Origin of the sequence: Mesorhizobium sp. B2-1-3 (assembly GCF_006442495.1) — a bacterium.
GTDB lineage: Bacteria > Pseudomonadota > Alphaproteobacteria > Rhizobiales > Rhizobiaceae > Mesorhizobium.
On record NZ_VFWL01000013.1, the window covers coordinates 50,627 to 65,486 of the forward strand.

Genomic DNA, 14,860 nt, shown 5'->3' on the forward strand with positions numbered 1-14,860 from the left:
TCAGGCCTTGTCTCTTATCTGCGTCATCGTTCGGGTCGGGGTGATTGCCTCCGGATCGAGCCGGATTTCGACGATTGCCGGCTTGCCGCTGGCGCGAGCACGCTCGAAGGCAGGGGCGAAGTCGGCGGTTTTCTCCACCGTTTCGCCATGGCCACCATAGGCACGCGCCAGGGCGGCGAAGTCCGGATTCTTGAGGTCCGTGGCCACCACCCGCCCGGGGTATTCACGCTCCTGGTGCATGCGGATGGTGCCGTAGATGCCATTATTGACGACGATGACGATGATCGGCAACCCGTATTGTACGGCGGTGGCGAATTCCTGCCCGTTCATCAGGAAGCAGCCGTCGCCGGCGAAAGCGACTACGGTGCGATCCGGATAAAGCGCCTTGGCCGCTACCGCCGCCGGCGTTCCGTAACCCATCGAGCCTGAGGTCGGCGCGCCCTGTGTGGCAAAGCGGCGGAAGCGATGGAAGCGGTGCACCCACGTGGCGTAGTTGCCGGCGCCGTTGGTCAGGATGGCATCGTCGGGCAGCACCGTTTCGAGATAGGTCATGATCGGCCCCATCTGGACGGCGCCCGGACCGCTTTCCGGTGGGGTCGACCAGTCGAGATAAGCGGCATGGAGCTTTGCCGTCTCCGCCGCCCAGCCCGGCGATGCCGGTCCCTTCCGTTTGGCGAAGGCGCGCACGAAGGCGGCGGGCGAGGCATTTATCGCCAGCGTTGGACGGTAGACGCGGCCTAGTTCGCCGGCATCGGGGTGGACATGGACCAGCGTCTGGTCAGGGTAGGGGCTCTTCAGCAGCGTATAGTCCGAGGACGGCATCTCGCCCATGCGGCCGCCGATCAGCAGCACCAGATCGGCCTGCTTGATTGCTGTCGCCAGCTTCGGGTTGATGCCGATGCCGACATCGCCGGCATAGTTCGGGTGCAGATGATCGAACAGCATCTGGCGGCGGAAGGAGCAGCCGACCGGTAGCGACCACGCCTCGGCGATGCGGGTGATTTCCTGAACAGCCTGGAAATCCCAACGTGTGCCGCCCAGGATCGCGATCGGTCGTTTGGCGGCATTGAGCAGCGCCTCGAACCGGTCGAGTTCGGCTTCGGCGGGGCTGGTCTCGACCGGGGTGTAGGCGATCGCGGCCGGTGCATCGACGACACTGGTCAGCATGTCTTCCGGCAGCGAGATGACGACGGGACCTGGGCGTCCGGAGGTCGCCACGGCAAAGGCGCGGGTGACGAATTCGGGAATACGCGACGCATCGTCGATCTCTACCACCCATTTTGCGATGTCGCCAAAGAACCTGACATAGTCCACTTCCTGGAAGGCCTCGCGCTGCTTGGCGTGGCTGGCGACCTGGCCGATGAACAGGATCACGGGAACCGAATCCTGCATGGCGATATGGATGCCGGCGGAGGCATTGGTGGCGCCGGGGCCGCGGGTGACGAAGCAGATACCGGGTTTGCCGGTCAGGCGGCCTTGGCAGTCGGCCATCATGGCGGCGCCACCCTCCTGGCGGCAGACGATGGTGCGGATCGCCGAATCGTGCAGCGCGTCGAGCACCGCGAGGTAGGATTCGCCTGGCACGCAGAAGATACGGTCGGTGCCGTTGGCCTCGAGCGCGTCGACGATCAATTGTCCGCCGGTTTTCATTTTGCTCTCTCCAGTTCGGCAAGGATTTCGTCAGTATGTTCGCCCAGGCGGGGCGAGGGGCGCTCATAGACGAGCGGTGTTTGGGACATGATCATCGGTGCGCGAACCGAGGGCAGAAGATTGCCATGGCCGTCGTCGAGATCGAGCCGCATGCCGCGCGCGATCGCCTGCGGGTCGGCGAACATCTGTCCGATCGTGTTGATCGGGCTCGCCGGCACGCTGGCCGCTTCCAGCTTGGCCAGCAGCGGGTCGCGATCCTTGGTCTTCAGCGCCTCGACGATCCGCTCGCGTAGCGCCGCCCGGTTGGCGACGCGGGCCGGATTGGTGGCGAAATCGGGATTGCCGGGCAATTCGTCCAGCCCGACCACCGCGCAGAACCTGGCGAACTGGCCGTCATTGCCGACCGCCAGGATGATGTGACCGTCCCGGACCGGCAGCACCTCGTAGGGCGCGATGTTCATATGCGCGTTGCCCATCTGCACAGGCGACTTGCCGGAGACGAGATAGTTGAGGTTCTGATTGCCGAGCGCCGAGATTTGGGTGTCGAACAATGCCATGTCGATGTGCTGGCCTTCGCCGGTTTTTTCGGCGTGGCGAAGGGCCGCCTGGATGGCGATGACGGAATAGAGGCCAGTGAAGATGTCGGAGATGGCGACGCCGGCCTTCTGCGGCTCGCGTCCCGCCTCGCCGGTGATCGACATCATGCCGGCCATGCCCTGGATGATGAAATCGTAGCCGGCGCGCGGCGCGTAAGGACCGTCCTGGCCGAAGCCGGTGATCGAGCAATAAACGAGGCGCGGATTGATCTTGTGCAGGCTCTCATGGTCGAGCCCGTATTTCTTCAAGCCGCCAAGCTTGAAGTTTTCGATCAGCACGTCAGACGTTGCCACCAGCCGGCGCACGGTTTCGGCGCCCTCCGGTGTCGAAAAATCGATGGCGATGGAGCGCTTGCCGCGATTGCAGGAATGGTAATAGGCGGCCGACAGGTTCTCGCCATCCTTGCCCATTACGAAGGGCGGGCCCCATTTGCGGGTGTCGTCGCCGCCGTCAGGGCTTTCGACCTTGATGACGTCGGCGCCGAGATCAGCAAGCAACTGCCCGGCCCAAGGCCCGGCAAGGATGCGGGCGAGTTCGACGACGCGGACGCCTTTCAGCGGGGGCTCAGCCATAAATCACCAGAATTGGTCGGAACCAAAGCCTCTATCAACAGAGATTGCCGCTGTCACGGCTCTTGCAATGGGCCAACGCTTCATCGCGTCAGGATCGTCTCGGCCCATGCCGCGAAATCGTCCATGACGATGTCGCGATTCACCTCGTTCAGGCTTTCGTGGCGGGTCTCGCTGTAAACCTTTGAAACGAGATTCGAAAAGCCCATTTTGCGCATGCGTCCGGCAAGCTGGATGATCCCTTTGCCATAATCCGAGGCAGGGTCTTTTTCGCCCCCCACGACGCTGACGGGGAGGTCGCGCCGAACGCCGACGAAACCGGCGTCCCTGCCGCCTTTGAGCGCCATCTGCACGACATCGCGCCACATCGACACCGAGGCGTCCCCGCCGCATAGCGGGTCGGCGATGTATTTGTCGACCTCGGCGGGATCGCGTGACAGCCAGTCGAACAAGGTGCGGTGGTTGGGCACCGCCTTACCCCAGGCCTGGAAGGTGAGTTTCGGCAGCAGGCGCGATGGGACGTCCGAGCCGAGCCGCATCCTTTCCCATGCAAGGATGCCGAGCGCCACCTGCCCGAGCAGGCCAGCTGAAAAATTGCCATTCCAGATGGCGGCGGCGTGAACGCGGTTCGAATGGGCCAGGAGAAAGTTCAGCGCCACGGACGCGCCCATCGAATGGCCGAACAGGATGACGGGCAGGCCCGGCTGCTCCCTGGCGATGAGATCATGGATGGCGCCGACATCGGCGATGACCTTGGCGGGGCCGTCCTCATGCGCGAACCTGCCCAGCGGTGCGTCGGGCGCCTTCGTTGCGCCATGGCCGCGATGATCGTGAACATAGACGCTAAAGCCGCGCGCGCCCAGGAAATCGGCAAAACGATCATAGCGCGCCGCATGTTCTGCCAGACCGTGATTGATCTGGATGACGGCGCGCGGATGGCCGTCGGCCTGCCGGACCAGAAGATTGAGGTCGGCGCCGGTCGGCGAACGGACCATGCGCTGCTGGCTGAATGACATTCAGTGATTTCCACCCTGGCCCGCCTCGGTGGCGCCGGCCTTGTTTGCGCCGGGGCCGGTTCAGCGTCAATCCGCCATTCCGGATTTCTCGCGATGATGTTTCTTGCATCTGGCCGGTGGAATATCGCAATTCTGACATGGAGACAGCTTCAGTCTGTCGCCCACCTTTTTCATCCAGGGATTCCCCATGCGCATTGCTGTTGTTTTCGGATTGGCCATGTTGGCGGCATCGTTAACGGGTGCGGCCCATGCCGACGTCAGGATGAGTGGCACCTTCGTTGCCGACGCCTCCTGTCCGGCGACGCAAGCCATCAAGAACGGCAAGAATCCCGGCAATGTCTCGACTGATGCCGGACAGAGCTATCAACTGCTGGCGGGCAACAAGGATGCGCCGACGCACTATCTCATTCTGGTGCCGGGCGCAGATCCGGATCGGCGCTGGGTGAAGGTCAGTTGCGGACATCTCTCCGGCAGCAGCGCAGCAACGCTGCCGGCGACCCCCGGCGGGCAGGGCAAGCCGGCGGCGTCGGGAAAACCCGAATATGTCTTCGCGCTGAGCTGGCAGCCGGCTTTTTGCGAGACCAAGTCCAGCAAGAGCGAATGCAAGGCACAAAACCCGAATGAATTCGATGCCAGCAACTTCACCTTGCACGGCCTGTGGCCGCAGCCGAACGGGAACTTCTATTGCCAGGTACCGGCCAGCGACAAGGCCAACGACAGTCCGGCGCACTGGAAGGATCTTCCGCCTGTCAATTTGGACGCCGGCACGCGCGCGGAACTCGACAAGGTTATGCCGGGCACCGCTTCGCAGTTGGAGCGGCATGAATGGATCAAGCACGGCACCTGCTACGGCAAGAACCAGCAGGAGTATTTTTCCGACGCACTCGGCCTGATGCGCGCGGTGAACGGCTCAGCGGTGCGCGATCTCTTCGCCAAGAACATCGGCGGCAAGCTGACGGCGGACCAGATCCGCGGCGCCTTCGACCAGGCCTTTGGCGCCGGCGCCGGCGATCGCGTGCGCGTCTCCTGTGTCATCGATCCGTCGAGCGGCCGGCGGCTGATCGGAGAGTTGACGCTTGGCCTTGCCGGTCCGATCGGCCCAAACAGCTCGCTCAAGGACCTGCTGCTGGCCTCGGTGCCGACCAACAAGGCCGGTTGCCCGACCGGAACCGTCGACGCAATCGGGTTCCAGTAGGTCCTGAGCTCATTCCAGCCGGCAGGCAGGCCGGGGCGCCAACGCCCGTTGTTGTGCGGCCTGTGATCGGTTCGATGCGGCGAAAGCGATTGCCGTTCGGCTCCGCATCGCCTACATAGCGGCCAACCTCCATTCAGATCGACAAATCAGTCAGTTTTTCAGGGAAAGCGCGCGTGGCACGCCAGTTCATCTATCACATGTCAGGCCTGTCAAAGGCCTACGGCACCAAGAAGGTGCTCGATAACGTTCATCTGTCCTTCTACCCGGACGCCAAGATCGGCATTCTCGGTCCTAACGGTTCGGGTAAGTCGACCATCCTGCGCATCATGGCCGGGCTCGACAAGGAGTTCCAGGGCGAGGCGTGGCTGGCCGAAGGCGCCACGGTCGGCTACCTAGCGCAGGAGCCGCAGCTCGACAACAGCAAGACCGTGCGTGAAAACGTCATGGACGGCGTCGGCAGGAAGACCGCCATCATCGAGCGCTACAACGAATTGATGATGAACTATTCCGACGAGACGGCGGACGAGTCGGCCAAGCTCCAGGACGAGATGGATCGGCTCAACCTTTGGGACCTCGAGCAGCAGGTCGAGATGGCGATGGACGCGCTGCAGTGCCCGCCGGCCGATTCCGAGGTGACCAATCTGTCAGGCGGCGAGCGCCGCCGCGTGGCGCTATGCCGGCTGCTCCTGGAACAGCCCGACCTGCTTTTGCTCGACGAGCCGACCAACCATCTCGACGCCGAGACCACGGCCTGGCTGGAAAAGCACCTGCGCGACTATCCGGGCTCGGTGCTGATCATCACCCACGACCGCTACTTCCTCGACAACGTCACGGGATGGATCCTCGAGCTCGATCGCGGCCGTGGCATCCCTTACGAGGGCAACTACACCAAATATCTCGACGCCAAGGCCAAGCGCCTGATCCAGGAAGGCCGCGAGGACGACGCCCGCCAGAAGTCGATCTGGCGCGAGCGTGAGTGGATCCAATCCTCGCCGAAGGCGCGCCAGACCAAGTCCAAGGCCCGTATCAAGGCCTATGAGGAACTGGTCGAGCAGTCGCAGAATCGCAAGCCGACCGACACGCAGATCGTCATTCCGTCGGGCGAGCGCCTCGGCAATGTCGTCATCGAGGTTGAAGGGCTCACCAAGGGCTTCGGCGATGAGCTTTTGATCGAGGACCTGTCGTTCAGGCTGCCGCCGGGCGGCATTGTCGGCGTCATCGGCCCGAACGGCGCCGGCAAGACGACGCTGTTCAAGACCTTCACTGGCCAGGAAAAGCCTGATGCGGGGTCGATCCGCATCGGCGAGACGGTCAAGCTCGGCTATGTCGACCAGAGCCGTGACGCGCTGGACCCGAACAAGACGGTGTGGGAAGAAATCTCCGGTGGCGCCGAAGTCATCAAGCTTGGCAAGCACGAGGTCAACAGCCGCGCCTATTGCTCGTCCTTCAACTTCCGTGGCGGCGATCAGCAGCAGAAGGTCGGCAACCTTTCGGGCGGCCAACGCAACCGAGTGCATCTGGCCAAGATGCTCAAAGGCGGCGGCAATGTGCTTTTGCTCGACGAACCGACCAACGACCTCGACACCGAGACGCTGAGCGCGCTCGAAGACGCGCTGGAAGCCTATGCCGGCTGCGCTGTCATCATCAGCCACGACCGCATGTTCCTCGATCGCATGGCGACCCACATGCTCGCCTTCGAGGGCGACGCGCATGTCGAATGGTTCGAAGGCAATTTCGAGGAATATGAAAAGGACAAGCTCCGCCGCCTGGGCGCGGAAGCGGCGGCCCCGCACCGCATGACGCATAAGAGGCTGACGCGGTAAGAATCAGTTGCTGCCGGCCGGAGTTTTTGCGGATCTTCGCTCAATGCGGAGCTTGTTCTCAGTACCTGGGAGCGGTTCCTTGGTTTAAAGGAGAGGAATGAGATCAGGAGTTTTTTATTAAGAACCGGCTAAGGCTCAATAATCTGGAGAGTGGGGAAGTCTGTTGTCCATTTGCGCTTCTTGTCACGAGTGAGAAGGGGTATCCCCTCTTCTTCCGCCAATGCGCCTATGTAGAAGTCTGGTAGTATTCTCTTAAGGGAGCGAATTTGGGCACGCTGAGTTCGTCGGTTCCTTTTTAGAAATTTGTCAAACGCCCGTGAAGCCCGGAACAGAGCCTCTGCTTGCAAGGGTACTATCTCTATATTCAATGACCTGAACAGATATAACACGTCTTCAAGTTTTTCGTAGCCTGAGCATACTTCAGCAAAAACCATGTCCGGTGCGAACACCCGACCTTTTTTCAGTCTTTCTGCTAAAGCATCTTGGGCCTTTTGCGTGTAGGCACCGTTCTCCGCTATATCAAGTACAATGCACGAATCAATTATTGTCATCCTCGCCTCGGAAAAGCGCGATTACGTCGTCACCGCTTAGACTCGGTTTTGGAAGTGAATTATGAATTTTCTCTACGGCTAACTGAATTTCCTTTTGGTAGTTTCCATCAATTACCTTTTTCATCTCGTCTTTGCTGCTGAAAATCTCAACAAAAAGGCGGCTTTCGAGCCACCTTTGTGTAATTCCAGGCAATGACTTTATCAATGCTGGATTTCTGTTCAATACCGCAAAAATCGTTTTCCCGACTTCGCCGCCGTCTCCCTGGAATCGTTCGACCTGGTGGACGGAGAGATAAAGTTTGGCGATAGATTTTTGCATCTCCAGTTGGAACTCCGACATTGGACCGGTTAGATCGACAACGTCATTTTCCGTCAATGCGTCGATGGCCCAACCAACGCTTGGAGCAGGTGGAAGCGATTTCAGGTAATATCGATCTAAGGCGAGGAAAATTGCGCTGGAAAACCAATCAGGACTCTCAATTTCCCGTAAGTCAGAAAGATTGCCTTTATTGAAAAAGTAGCTAAGATTTGTAGCCAGTTTTCGCGTATTCCCTTCAAATTCCTTCTTCCCATTTAGATAGCTCTCAATCCTGTCGGCGCTGTACAGGTCGGGTGTCCACTTCTCCAATTGAGAAAGATCTTCTAGGACAAAGAATCTCGCCCATTCGGAAGGATTTTCTTGTTCTTGGGTTGCCCCCTTCCATTTACCCGCCTCGCTCAGGAGCAAAGCAAATATGGCAAGACGGTCAAAATTTTCGGTATGGTCGAACTTAACGGCTTGGTATACAAGTTCGTCGACGACAATTAAGTCTTCTCCATTAATATTTTGGTTAAAAACAAAGAAATTTGCTGGAATATAATCTATAAATCCTCTTTTTCTAAGTCGATCTCTAAACGTTGACCTTAAAACCGGATGTAATTTACCGCTAAAGCCAACATTTATCGCGTCATATAGTCTTTTTAGGCCATCTATCTCCTTGCCCCATCGGAAGTTTTTGGTGAAACTTCCGATTCTCCACACTTTTACGCGCTTTTTATTTGTGGTCATTTTGTCGAAAACGAGTTGTATTTGTACGTTGGCCAATTTGGCTCATAGTCATTGTTGGCTTGGTTTCCCCAATAAGCCCACTTCGGTCGCGTACCTCGCGCAAAAAGTTCCAAATAAGGCCCTTTTGAGCAATTCTCTATAAGATCATATTGCTCATCCGGCTTACGTGAATGCTCTCTTTTTCGAGACGATAAGTAGTTGACCTGGCTCCGACCTGGGGCCTCTGTTCTTGCATTTTTTCCCCGCACGCCGAACAGTAGAAGCTCTGTTACGTTGCGAAAATAAAAGCCGACACCGCGGCCGTCTGAGCCGCCGTCCTTACGTACCTTGTGCCAGACGATATTCGCTTTGTATTCAAAACCCCAGGCAGCCATCACTCGCAATCCGTCTGGAAGAAGGGCATTAGGAACCCAAAGATAAAGATGAGCAGGGTCTTTGATTACCCCTCTGATGGGTAGCTTACAAATCTCGTCTGTCGTCATCGTCTCATAGCGGGAAAGCCGACGATGCTCGGGCGCCACCTTCCCGGTGCGGTTTATGAAGCGCCAAGGTGGATCCGCAAGAATAGTTCTAAAGGTCTTTCCGTCAAGCTTTCGGAGAAGATCGATGCTAGGATCGGTGGGTTCTGCATTCATGACATAATTCTCCGAACGGAATGTGAACAAATCAGGAACAAACCCGTTTGTCAATCTGACACGATTCTGTGTCCTATGTCGCTACGCACTCTCGGGTATCAACAGTAGACTTTTCGTTAACCATATTCAGGCTGATGGTGGTGGATCGCCGTACAGTTCGGCCGAGAGTTTGAGGAGCAATTGAAATGCCCGATTGGTCCGCCGCCCAATATTTGAAGTTCGAGGACGAGCGCACGCGTCCTGCGCGCGACTTGGTGGCGCAGGTGCCGGTCGACTTCCCCCGCAGGGTTGTCGACATAGGCTGCGGGCCGGGCAATTCGACGGAGCTTCTGGTCGCGCGCTGGCCGGATGCACAGGTGAGCGGCTTCGACACGTCTCCCGACATGATCGAGAAGGCTAGGGCACGCCTGCCCAATGTCAGCTTCGACCTTGCCGATGCCTCGACATGGGCGCCGGCTCAACCGGTCGATGTGATCTTCGCCAATGCCGTGTTCCAGTGGCTGCCGGAACATCCTGATGTCTTCCAGCGGCTGATGGGTTTTCTTGCGCCCGGCGGCGCGCTCGCCGTGCAGATGCCAGACAATATGGGCGAGGATTCCCACAGGCTGATGCGCGAGACCGCCGCCGAAATGCCGTTCGCAGCCAAGCTGAAAGGGGCGGCGCGCGCGCCGCTGCCGCCGGTGTCGTTCTATTATGATCTGTTGTCGCCGCTCTCGGACCGGCTCGACATCTGGCACACGATCTATAACCATCCGCTGGCCGACGCCGGGGCGATCGTGGAATGGGTGAAGTCGACGGGCTTGAAGCCTTTTGTCGACCCGCTCGATGCGGACGAGAAGATGCTGTTCCTCGAAAGCTACACGGCCAAGATCGCCAAGGCCTATAACAAGACCGCAAATGGCAAGGTGCTGTTGCGTTTCCCGCGCATTTTCATTGTCGCCAAGCGGGCTTGAACGACCAACGTCGATGAGGAGCTGGGGCAGTTCGTGTGCAGCCGCGACGACGGTGCATGCTGGAACAACTCACAGACTAACACCAAACTGTGCGCATGGTGAGGGACGTGGGAACCGGTTTAAGCTGGCATAAACCGGCTCAATGCGACAAGGGTTGCGCCGGGCCTCCCTTACGCCCACATCAAAGCCCCTGAACGCCTGCGGATGGGACGGACTGGACATGCATCGCGTCATCATCAGCGGTATCGGCGTCGAAATCCCCGAGCCAGAGATCAGCAATGAGGAACTGGTCGCCAGTTTCAACAACTGGGTCGACACGGAAAACGCGCGCCGGTCGGGCACGGACCAGCCGCTGCTGCAGAAATCGGACAGCGACTTCATCGTCCACGCCTCGGGCGTGCGCAGCCGTCATGTGATCGAGCGCGAAGGCATACTCGACCCGACCCGTATGGCACCGCGCATTCCGGCGCGGCCGGACGATGCGCTGTCGGTGGAGGCCGAGTTCGGCATAGCTTCGGCCCGCAAGGCCCTCGATCATGCCGGGCTGAAGCCGTCCGATATCGATTTGGTGATCTGCTCGGCCTCGCACCACCAGCGGCCCTATCCGGCGATCGCCATCGAGATGCAGCAGGCCCTGGGCACCAAGGGGGCGGGCTTCGACATGGGGCTCGGCTGCTCATCCGCCGCGGCGGCACTGCACATGGCGGTCAATCTCGTGCGTGCGGGCGCGCACAAGCGCATTCTGGTGACGACGCCGGAGATCATCACCGGCCATCTCAATTTCCGCGACCGGCAGACGCATTTCATCTTCGGCGACGCCTCTGTGTCGATGGTGGTCGAAGGGCTGGCACTCGGCGAGAAACGGCCGGGACGTTTCGAAGTGCTCGACACGCGCATCTGGACGCAGATGTCGAACAACATCCGCACCAATCTCGGCTACCACACCCGCACCGCACAGGACGATCCCTACAGGATCGATCTGGAGGGCAATCTGATCAAGCAGGTCGGCAACAAGGTGTTTAAGGAAGTCACCGTCGCCGGGCACCAATTCATCGTCGAATTCCTGGCCGAGCACGGCCTGACGCCGCAGGCGGTGCGACGTTTCTGGCTGCACCAGGCCAATGCGCGCATGAACGCCATGATCCTGAAACTCTCATTCGGCCACGAGGTCGATCATGACCGCGCGCCCATGGTGCTGGAGCGTCTCGGCAACACAGCGGGCGCCGGCGCCATCGTCGCGCTGTCGGAGAACCATGCCGACATGAAGGCGGGCGACTTCGGGCTGATCTGCGCTTTCGGCGCGGGGTATTCGATCGGCGGCGCGCTGCTGCGGATGCTGTAGGACGCGCTTGCCGCTTCAGGCCGGCGAAAAGGGAACGAGCATCGGCACGCGGCGCGCGTAATCGTCATAGGCGGGCCCAAGCTCGCCGCGCAGGAAACTTTCCTCCAGCCTCGCCTTGATGACGATCCCGACAAGCAGCAGGGCGGCGCCCGCGACGCCCCATACCGTGCCCTTGACGGCCATGGTGGCGAGGACCGAAAGCAGCAGGCCGGTATAGATCGGATGACGGACAAGCGCGTAAGGGCCGGTGTCGATGATGCGATGATCGGCCTTGGCCGTTACCGTGCTGGACCACAGCCGGCCGAGATGCAGGCGGGCCCACCATGCACAGGCGATGCCGATGGCGATCAGGGCGACGCAAATCCAGGCTTGGGTGAGCGTCGGCGTCCAGAGCCGAAGCCGACCCACATAGCCGTGCGCCGGAACGAACAGCAGGACGGTACCGGCGAGCCAGAGAACCCGATATCGCGCCTCCGCCCTGAAATCCGCCCGCTTGCGCACGGGATCGGCCCATGATGCGGCAAGGATCCACGATACCAGCCAGAACAACCAGAGCGCGGCAACGGCGTGTCCCACCTGCATGACCCGAACCTCCTCCCGATCTGGCGCCATCGTCTATGCCCGCGGCGCGGCGGCAATGCGGCGCGCTGAGGACGGCAACGGCGTTTCCGGTAAGAAAGTCGTGATCGGCATCAAACGGCGTGATCGGATCATCAGCGCTTTCGACTGGACCGCATTGCGGAGGGCCTCTAGACGAGACTGATGCAGGAAACCAATCTCGACCTTTTTCCGGCGGACCTGACGGTCGACATCGTGCCGGGCCGCAAGCTGGCGGCAAGAGCGGCGGCGCTCTATGCCGCTCCGTTCGACCATTTCGAAACCAAGGCGGTCGAGGAATTGCAGTTGGGCTTCGACGGCATAGCGGGCGATTTTCATGCCGGGATAACGCGACGCTCCGGCGGGCGCGAACCCTGGTATCAGCGCGGCACCGAGATGCGCAACGAGAGACAATTGTCGCTGGTGTCGGCGGACGAACTCGCGCTGGTCGCCGAACGCATGGGCCTCAAGGAGATCAAGCCTGAGTGGATCGGCGCCAATTTGCTGATCGAAGGGATACCGCATCTTTCGATGCTGCCATCCGGCTCGCTGCTGTTCTTCAAGGGCGGCGTGACGGTCAAGATCGATGCCCAGAACAAGCCATGCCGCGTCGCCGGACACTCGATCTCCGAGCATGTCCGGGCGGCGGACCGCGACGCCACCGCGCTGCTCTTCCCGAAAGCCGCCAAGCGGCTGCGGGGCCTTGTCGCCTGGGTCGAGAAGCCCGGCGTCGTCAGGTCCGGCGAGGAAATCTCCGTGCGGGTGCCCGAGCAGTGGATTTATCGCGCCTGACGAGGCAGCCACGCCGCCGCTCGAAACGGCGTGGGCTGAGTGATCCGACTAGGCGTTGCGGTTCTTGTTGGCGCCTTGCGCCATGACCGAGACGTGGTCCCACTTTTCCCACGTGGCGATGCGATTGGCGTATTCCTGTTTGATCATCGGCAGCCCGCCGTCGCCAAAGAATACCCTGAGAGGCGGCTCGGCCGCGTCGACGATGGCCAGCATCGCCGGTCCGGTGGCCTCGGGATCGCCGGCCACGGCGCGACTGCGGCGCTCCGCCATGGCGGCGCGGACGGGCGCATAGGCGTCAAGCGCTTTCGAGACCTTTGCAGACGGACCGGCCCAGTCGGTGGAGAAGCCGCCGGGCTCGACCAGCGTGACATGGATGCCGAACTCGGCGACCTCGAGGCTCAGCGACTGGCTGAAAGCTTCCAGCGCCCATTTCGAGGCGTGGTAGAGGCCAAGCGAGGCGAAGGCATTGACGCCGCCGATCGAAGAGATCTGGATGATGTGGCCGGAGCGCTGCGCCCGCATGATCGGCAAGGCGGCCTGGGTGACCCACAGCGCGCCGAACACATTGGTTTCGATCTGGTCGCGGGCTTCCTGCTCGCTGACCTCCTCGATGGCGCCGAAATGGCCATAGCCGGCATTGTTGACGACGACGTCGAGCCGGCCAAAGCGCTTGTGCGCCCCGGTGATTGCGGCATCGACGGCTTTCTTGTCGGTGACGTCGAGCTTTATCGCCGCGATGTTGTCGCCATACTTCTCGACGAGATCGGCGAGTGTGCCGGCATCGCGGGCGGTTGCCGCGACGCGGTCGCCGCGAGCGAGCGCGGCCTCGGCCCAGACCCGGCCAAAACCTTTCGACGATCCGGTGATGAACCAAACCTTGTTTGTCATGATGAAGTCCTTGCCCGTGCAAGCTGGAATTTTTTCAGAGATAAGTGGAGGCCTCTCCGCTTTGTGCCATATACGGTGCGTCCCGCGACTTTCCAGAGGCGGTGGCGGAATTATTTGGACGGGAGCGGCGACCGGTCAGGGGTAGCGTACAGCGCTCGACCAGGCCGGATCCTTATGCTTGTCCCAATAGAGCGCCATCAGTCGGCCGGTAATCGCGCCGGGCCTGCCGTCCGCGACTGGGCTGCCGTCGATCATCGTGACCGGCATGATGCCGCCGGCGGTAGAGGTGATGAAGACCTCGTCGGCCTCGCGCAATGCCGCGACACTGACGTCCGCCGGGGTGGCGAAGAGGCCTTCCAGCGCACAGAGATCGAAGACAGTGCGGCGGGTTATGCCGGGTAGCACGCCGATCGCCGGCGTCGAGAGCTTGTTGTCCTTGACACAGAAGACGTTGAAGCCCGGACCTTCGGCGACATTGCCGTTGAAGTCGAGAATGAGCGCTGTCTCGGCGCCGCGGTCAAAGGCATCGTAAAGGCCGCGCACCAGGTCGAGCCAGTGGTAGTTCTTGATCGCCGGGTCGATCGAGGCCGGCGGAATGCGCACCTTGTCGCTGATGGCGACATTGAGGCCGCGCTGTAACTGCTCGGGATTGGCGACCGAGCCGAACGGCACGGCAAACGCCATGAAGCGGTTGATCGCCTGGCGCGGATCGCGGCTGAAAGTAGGGGAAGCGCCGCGCGTGCACAGCATTTCGACATAGGCGGCGCTGTGTCCCGACAGTGCCACGCAATTGTGCAGGATCTCCGTCACGCCATCGCGGTCGAACGGGATCGTCATGCGCAATTTCTCCAGTCCGCCGAAGAAGCGGTCGAGATGCAGGTCAAGCCGGAAGAAGCAGCCGTTCCAGACATGCACCGTGTCGTAAGTGGCATCGGAATGCAGGAATCCCCAATCCAGCACCGAGACCTTGGCCTGCGACATCGGCAGGTACTGGCCGTCGAGGAAGGCGATGCCGTCGGGATAAGCATGCGGGTCGACGTGGCGGTCGCTCACCACAGGCAGCGGCCGTATATCCTGTGCGGTCTGGCTCATCCGCACCTCCTTGCATCACAGGCTATCGGTGTCAGGCAGAGGGCATAGAGCCAGTCATCCGGCGTCGTTCGTCCTCGAAGTGAAAAGCTGCCAGCCATGCTACCGAGCGCCG

Annotated in this window: 14 protein-coding genes; 5 read left to right on the forward strand and 9 right to left on the reverse strand. The window is 60.7% G+C overall.

What is annotated here, in order from left to right; all coding sequences use genetic code 11:
• The 3 genes from FJ973_RS20780 to FJ973_RS20790 all read right to left on the reverse strand — a co-directional run bounded on the left by FJ973_RS20780 (nucleotide 1) and on the right by FJ973_RS20790 (nucleotide 3,832).
• Nucleotides 1-1,650: a thiamine pyrophosphate-binding protein gene (locus FJ973_RS20780; protein ID WP_140557500.1), complete on the reverse strand. Its 1,650-nt coding sequence runs from the start codon at nucleotides 1,648-1,650 to the stop codon at nucleotides 1-3.
• Nucleotides 1,647-2,819, reverse strand: a complete 1,173-nt coding sequence (locus FJ973_RS20785; RefSeq protein WP_140557502.1) for a CaiB/BaiF CoA-transferase family protein — start codon at nucleotides 2,817-2,819, stop codon at nucleotides 1,647-1,649. The genes FJ973_RS20780 and FJ973_RS20785 overlap by 4 nt, the downstream gene beginning before the upstream one ends.
• An 80-nt stretch (nucleotides 2,820-2,899) precedes the next feature.
• Nucleotides 2,900-3,832, reverse strand: coding sequence for an alpha/beta hydrolase (locus FJ973_RS20790; protein WP_140557504.1), 933 nt, complete (start codon nucleotides 3,830-3,832; stop codon nucleotides 2,900-2,902).
• 187 nt (nucleotides 3,833-4,019) lie between these two features.
• On the opposite strand from FJ973_RS20790, the gene FJ973_RS20795 reads away from it, so the two are divergent.
• The gene (locus FJ973_RS20795; protein ID WP_140557505.1) at nucleotides 4,020-5,027 is read left to right on the forward strand and encodes a ribonuclease; all 1,008 of its coding nucleotides are present in this window, start codon (nucleotides 4,020-4,022) and stop codon (nucleotides 5,025-5,027) included.
• 173 nt (nucleotides 5,028-5,200) lie between these two features.
• On the forward strand, nucleotides 5,201-6,850 hold the full coding sequence (ettA, locus tag FJ973_RS20800) for an energy-dependent translational throttle protein EttA (protein ID WP_140495150.1): 1,650 nt from the start codon (nucleotides 5,201-5,203) through the stop codon (nucleotides 6,848-6,850).
• A 128-nt stretch (nucleotides 6,851-6,978) separates the two neighbouring features.
• On the opposite strand, the gene FJ973_RS20805 is transcribed toward ettA, so the two are convergent.
• Genes FJ973_RS20805 through FJ973_RS20815 form a run of 3 tightly spaced genes read right to left on the reverse strand, consistent with a single transcriptional unit; the run spans nucleotide 6,979 to nucleotide 9,084 of the window.
• The gene (locus FJ973_RS20805; protein WP_140557507.1) at nucleotides 6,979-7,401 is read right to left on the reverse strand and encodes a PIN domain-containing protein; all 423 of its coding nucleotides are present in this window, start codon (nucleotides 7,399-7,401) and stop codon (nucleotides 6,979-6,981) included.
• The gene (locus tag FJ973_RS20810) at nucleotides 7,388-8,485 is read right to left on the reverse strand and encodes a hypothetical protein (protein WP_140557508.1); all 1,098 of its coding nucleotides are present in this window, start codon (nucleotides 8,483-8,485) and stop codon (nucleotides 7,388-7,390) included. Before FJ973_RS20810 ends, FJ973_RS20805 begins: the two co-directional genes overlap by 14 nt.
• Complete coding sequence (locus tag FJ973_RS20815) at nucleotides 8,446-9,084, reverse strand: MT-A70 family methyltransferase (RefSeq protein ID WP_140557510.1); 639 nt, start codon at nucleotides 9,082-9,084, stop codon at nucleotides 8,446-8,448. Before FJ973_RS20815 ends, FJ973_RS20810 begins: the two co-directional genes overlap by 40 nt.
• 185 nt (nucleotides 9,085-9,269) lie before the next feature.
• On the opposite strand from FJ973_RS20815, the gene tam reads away from it, so the two are divergent.
• Both tam and FJ973_RS20825 read left to right on the forward strand, forming a co-directional pair.
• A complete protein-coding gene (tam, locus tag FJ973_RS20820) occupies nucleotides 9,270-10,037 on the forward strand; it encodes a trans-aconitate 2-methyltransferase (protein WP_140557511.1) in 768 nt (255 codons plus the stop codon).
• Nucleotides 10,038-10,257: 220 nt separating this feature from the next.
• Nucleotides 10,258-11,379, forward strand: a complete 1,122-nt coding sequence (locus tag FJ973_RS20825) for a beta-ketoacyl-ACP synthase III (RefSeq protein WP_140557513.1) — start codon at nucleotides 10,258-10,260, stop codon at nucleotides 11,377-11,379.
• Between the two features lie 15 nt (nucleotides 11,380-11,394).
• Here the strand turns inward: FJ973_RS20825 and FJ973_RS20830 are convergent, their stop codons facing one another.
• Nucleotides 11,395-11,961, reverse strand: coding sequence for an isoprenylcysteine carboxylmethyltransferase family protein (locus FJ973_RS20830; RefSeq protein WP_140557515.1), 567 nt, complete (start codon nucleotides 11,959-11,961; stop codon nucleotides 11,395-11,397).
• Between the two features lie 180 nt (nucleotides 11,962-12,141).
• On the opposite strand from FJ973_RS20830, the gene FJ973_RS20835 reads away from it, so the two are divergent.
• Nucleotides 12,142-12,768 carry an MOSC domain-containing protein gene (locus FJ973_RS20835; protein ID WP_140557517.1) on the forward strand — a complete coding sequence of 209 codons (627 nt, stop codon included), beginning with the start codon at nucleotides 12,142-12,144 and terminating at the stop codon, nucleotides 12,766-12,768.
• A 48-nt stretch (nucleotides 12,769-12,816) separates the two neighbouring features.
• Here the strand turns inward: FJ973_RS20835 and FJ973_RS20840 are convergent, their stop codons facing one another.
• A complete protein-coding gene (locus FJ973_RS20840) occupies nucleotides 12,817-13,656 on the reverse strand; it encodes an SDR family oxidoreductase (RefSeq protein ID WP_140557518.1) in 840 nt (279 codons plus the stop codon).
• A gap of 135 nt (nucleotides 13,657-13,791) precedes the next feature.
• On the reverse strand, nucleotides 13,792-14,748 hold the full coding sequence (locus FJ973_RS20845; RefSeq protein WP_140557519.1) for an aminotransferase class IV: 957 nt from the start codon (nucleotides 14,746-14,748) through the stop codon (nucleotides 13,792-13,794).
• Between the last annotated feature and the right edge of the window lie 112 nt (nucleotides 14,749-14,860).

Bases quoted from the DNA above. Each gene is read 5' to 3' on its own strand.
- FJ973_RS20780 (WP_140557500.1), bottom strand. From the start codon at position 1,650: ATGAAAACCGGCGGACAATTGATCGTCGACGCGCTCGAGGCCAACGGC.
- FJ973_RS20785 (WP_140557502.1), bottom strand. From the start codon at position 2,819: ATGGCTGAGCCCCCGCTGAAAGGCGTCCGCGTCGTCGAACTCGCCCGC.
- FJ973_RS20790 (WP_140557504.1), bottom strand. From the start codon at position 3,832: ATGTCATTCAGCCAGCAGCGCATGGTCCGTTCGCCGACCGGCGCCGAC.
- FJ973_RS20795 (WP_140557505.1), top strand. From the start codon at position 4,020: ATGCGCATTGCTGTTGTTTTCGGATTGGCCATGTTGGCGGCATCGTTA.
- FJ973_RS20805 (WP_140557507.1), bottom strand. From the start codon at position 7,401: ATGACAATAATTGATTCGTGCATTGTACTTGATATAGCGGAGAACGGT.
- FJ973_RS20815 (WP_140557510.1), bottom strand. From the start codon at position 9,084: ATGAATGCAGAACCCACCGATCCTAGCATCGATCTTCTCCGAAAGCTT.
- tam (WP_140557511.1), top strand. From the start codon at position 9,270: ATGCCCGATTGGTCCGCCGCCCAATATTTGAAGTTCGAGGACGAGCGC.
- FJ973_RS20825 (WP_140557513.1), top strand. From the start codon at position 10,258: ATGCATCGCGTCATCATCAGCGGTATCGGCGTCGAAATCCCCGAGCCA.
- FJ973_RS20830 (WP_140557515.1), bottom strand. From the start codon at position 11,961: ATGCAGGTGGGACACGCCGTTGCCGCGCTCTGGTTGTTCTGGCTGGTA.
- FJ973_RS20835 (WP_140557517.1), top strand. From the start codon at position 12,142: ATGCAGGAAACCAATCTCGACCTTTTTCCGGCGGACCTGACGGTCGAC.
- FJ973_RS20840 (WP_140557518.1), bottom strand. From the start codon at position 13,656: ATGACAAACAAGGTTTGGTTCATCACCGGATCGTCGAAAGGTTTTGGC.
- FJ973_RS20845 (WP_140557519.1), bottom strand. From the start codon at position 14,748: ATGAGCCAGACCGCACAGGATATACGGCCGCTGCCTGTGGTGAGCGAC.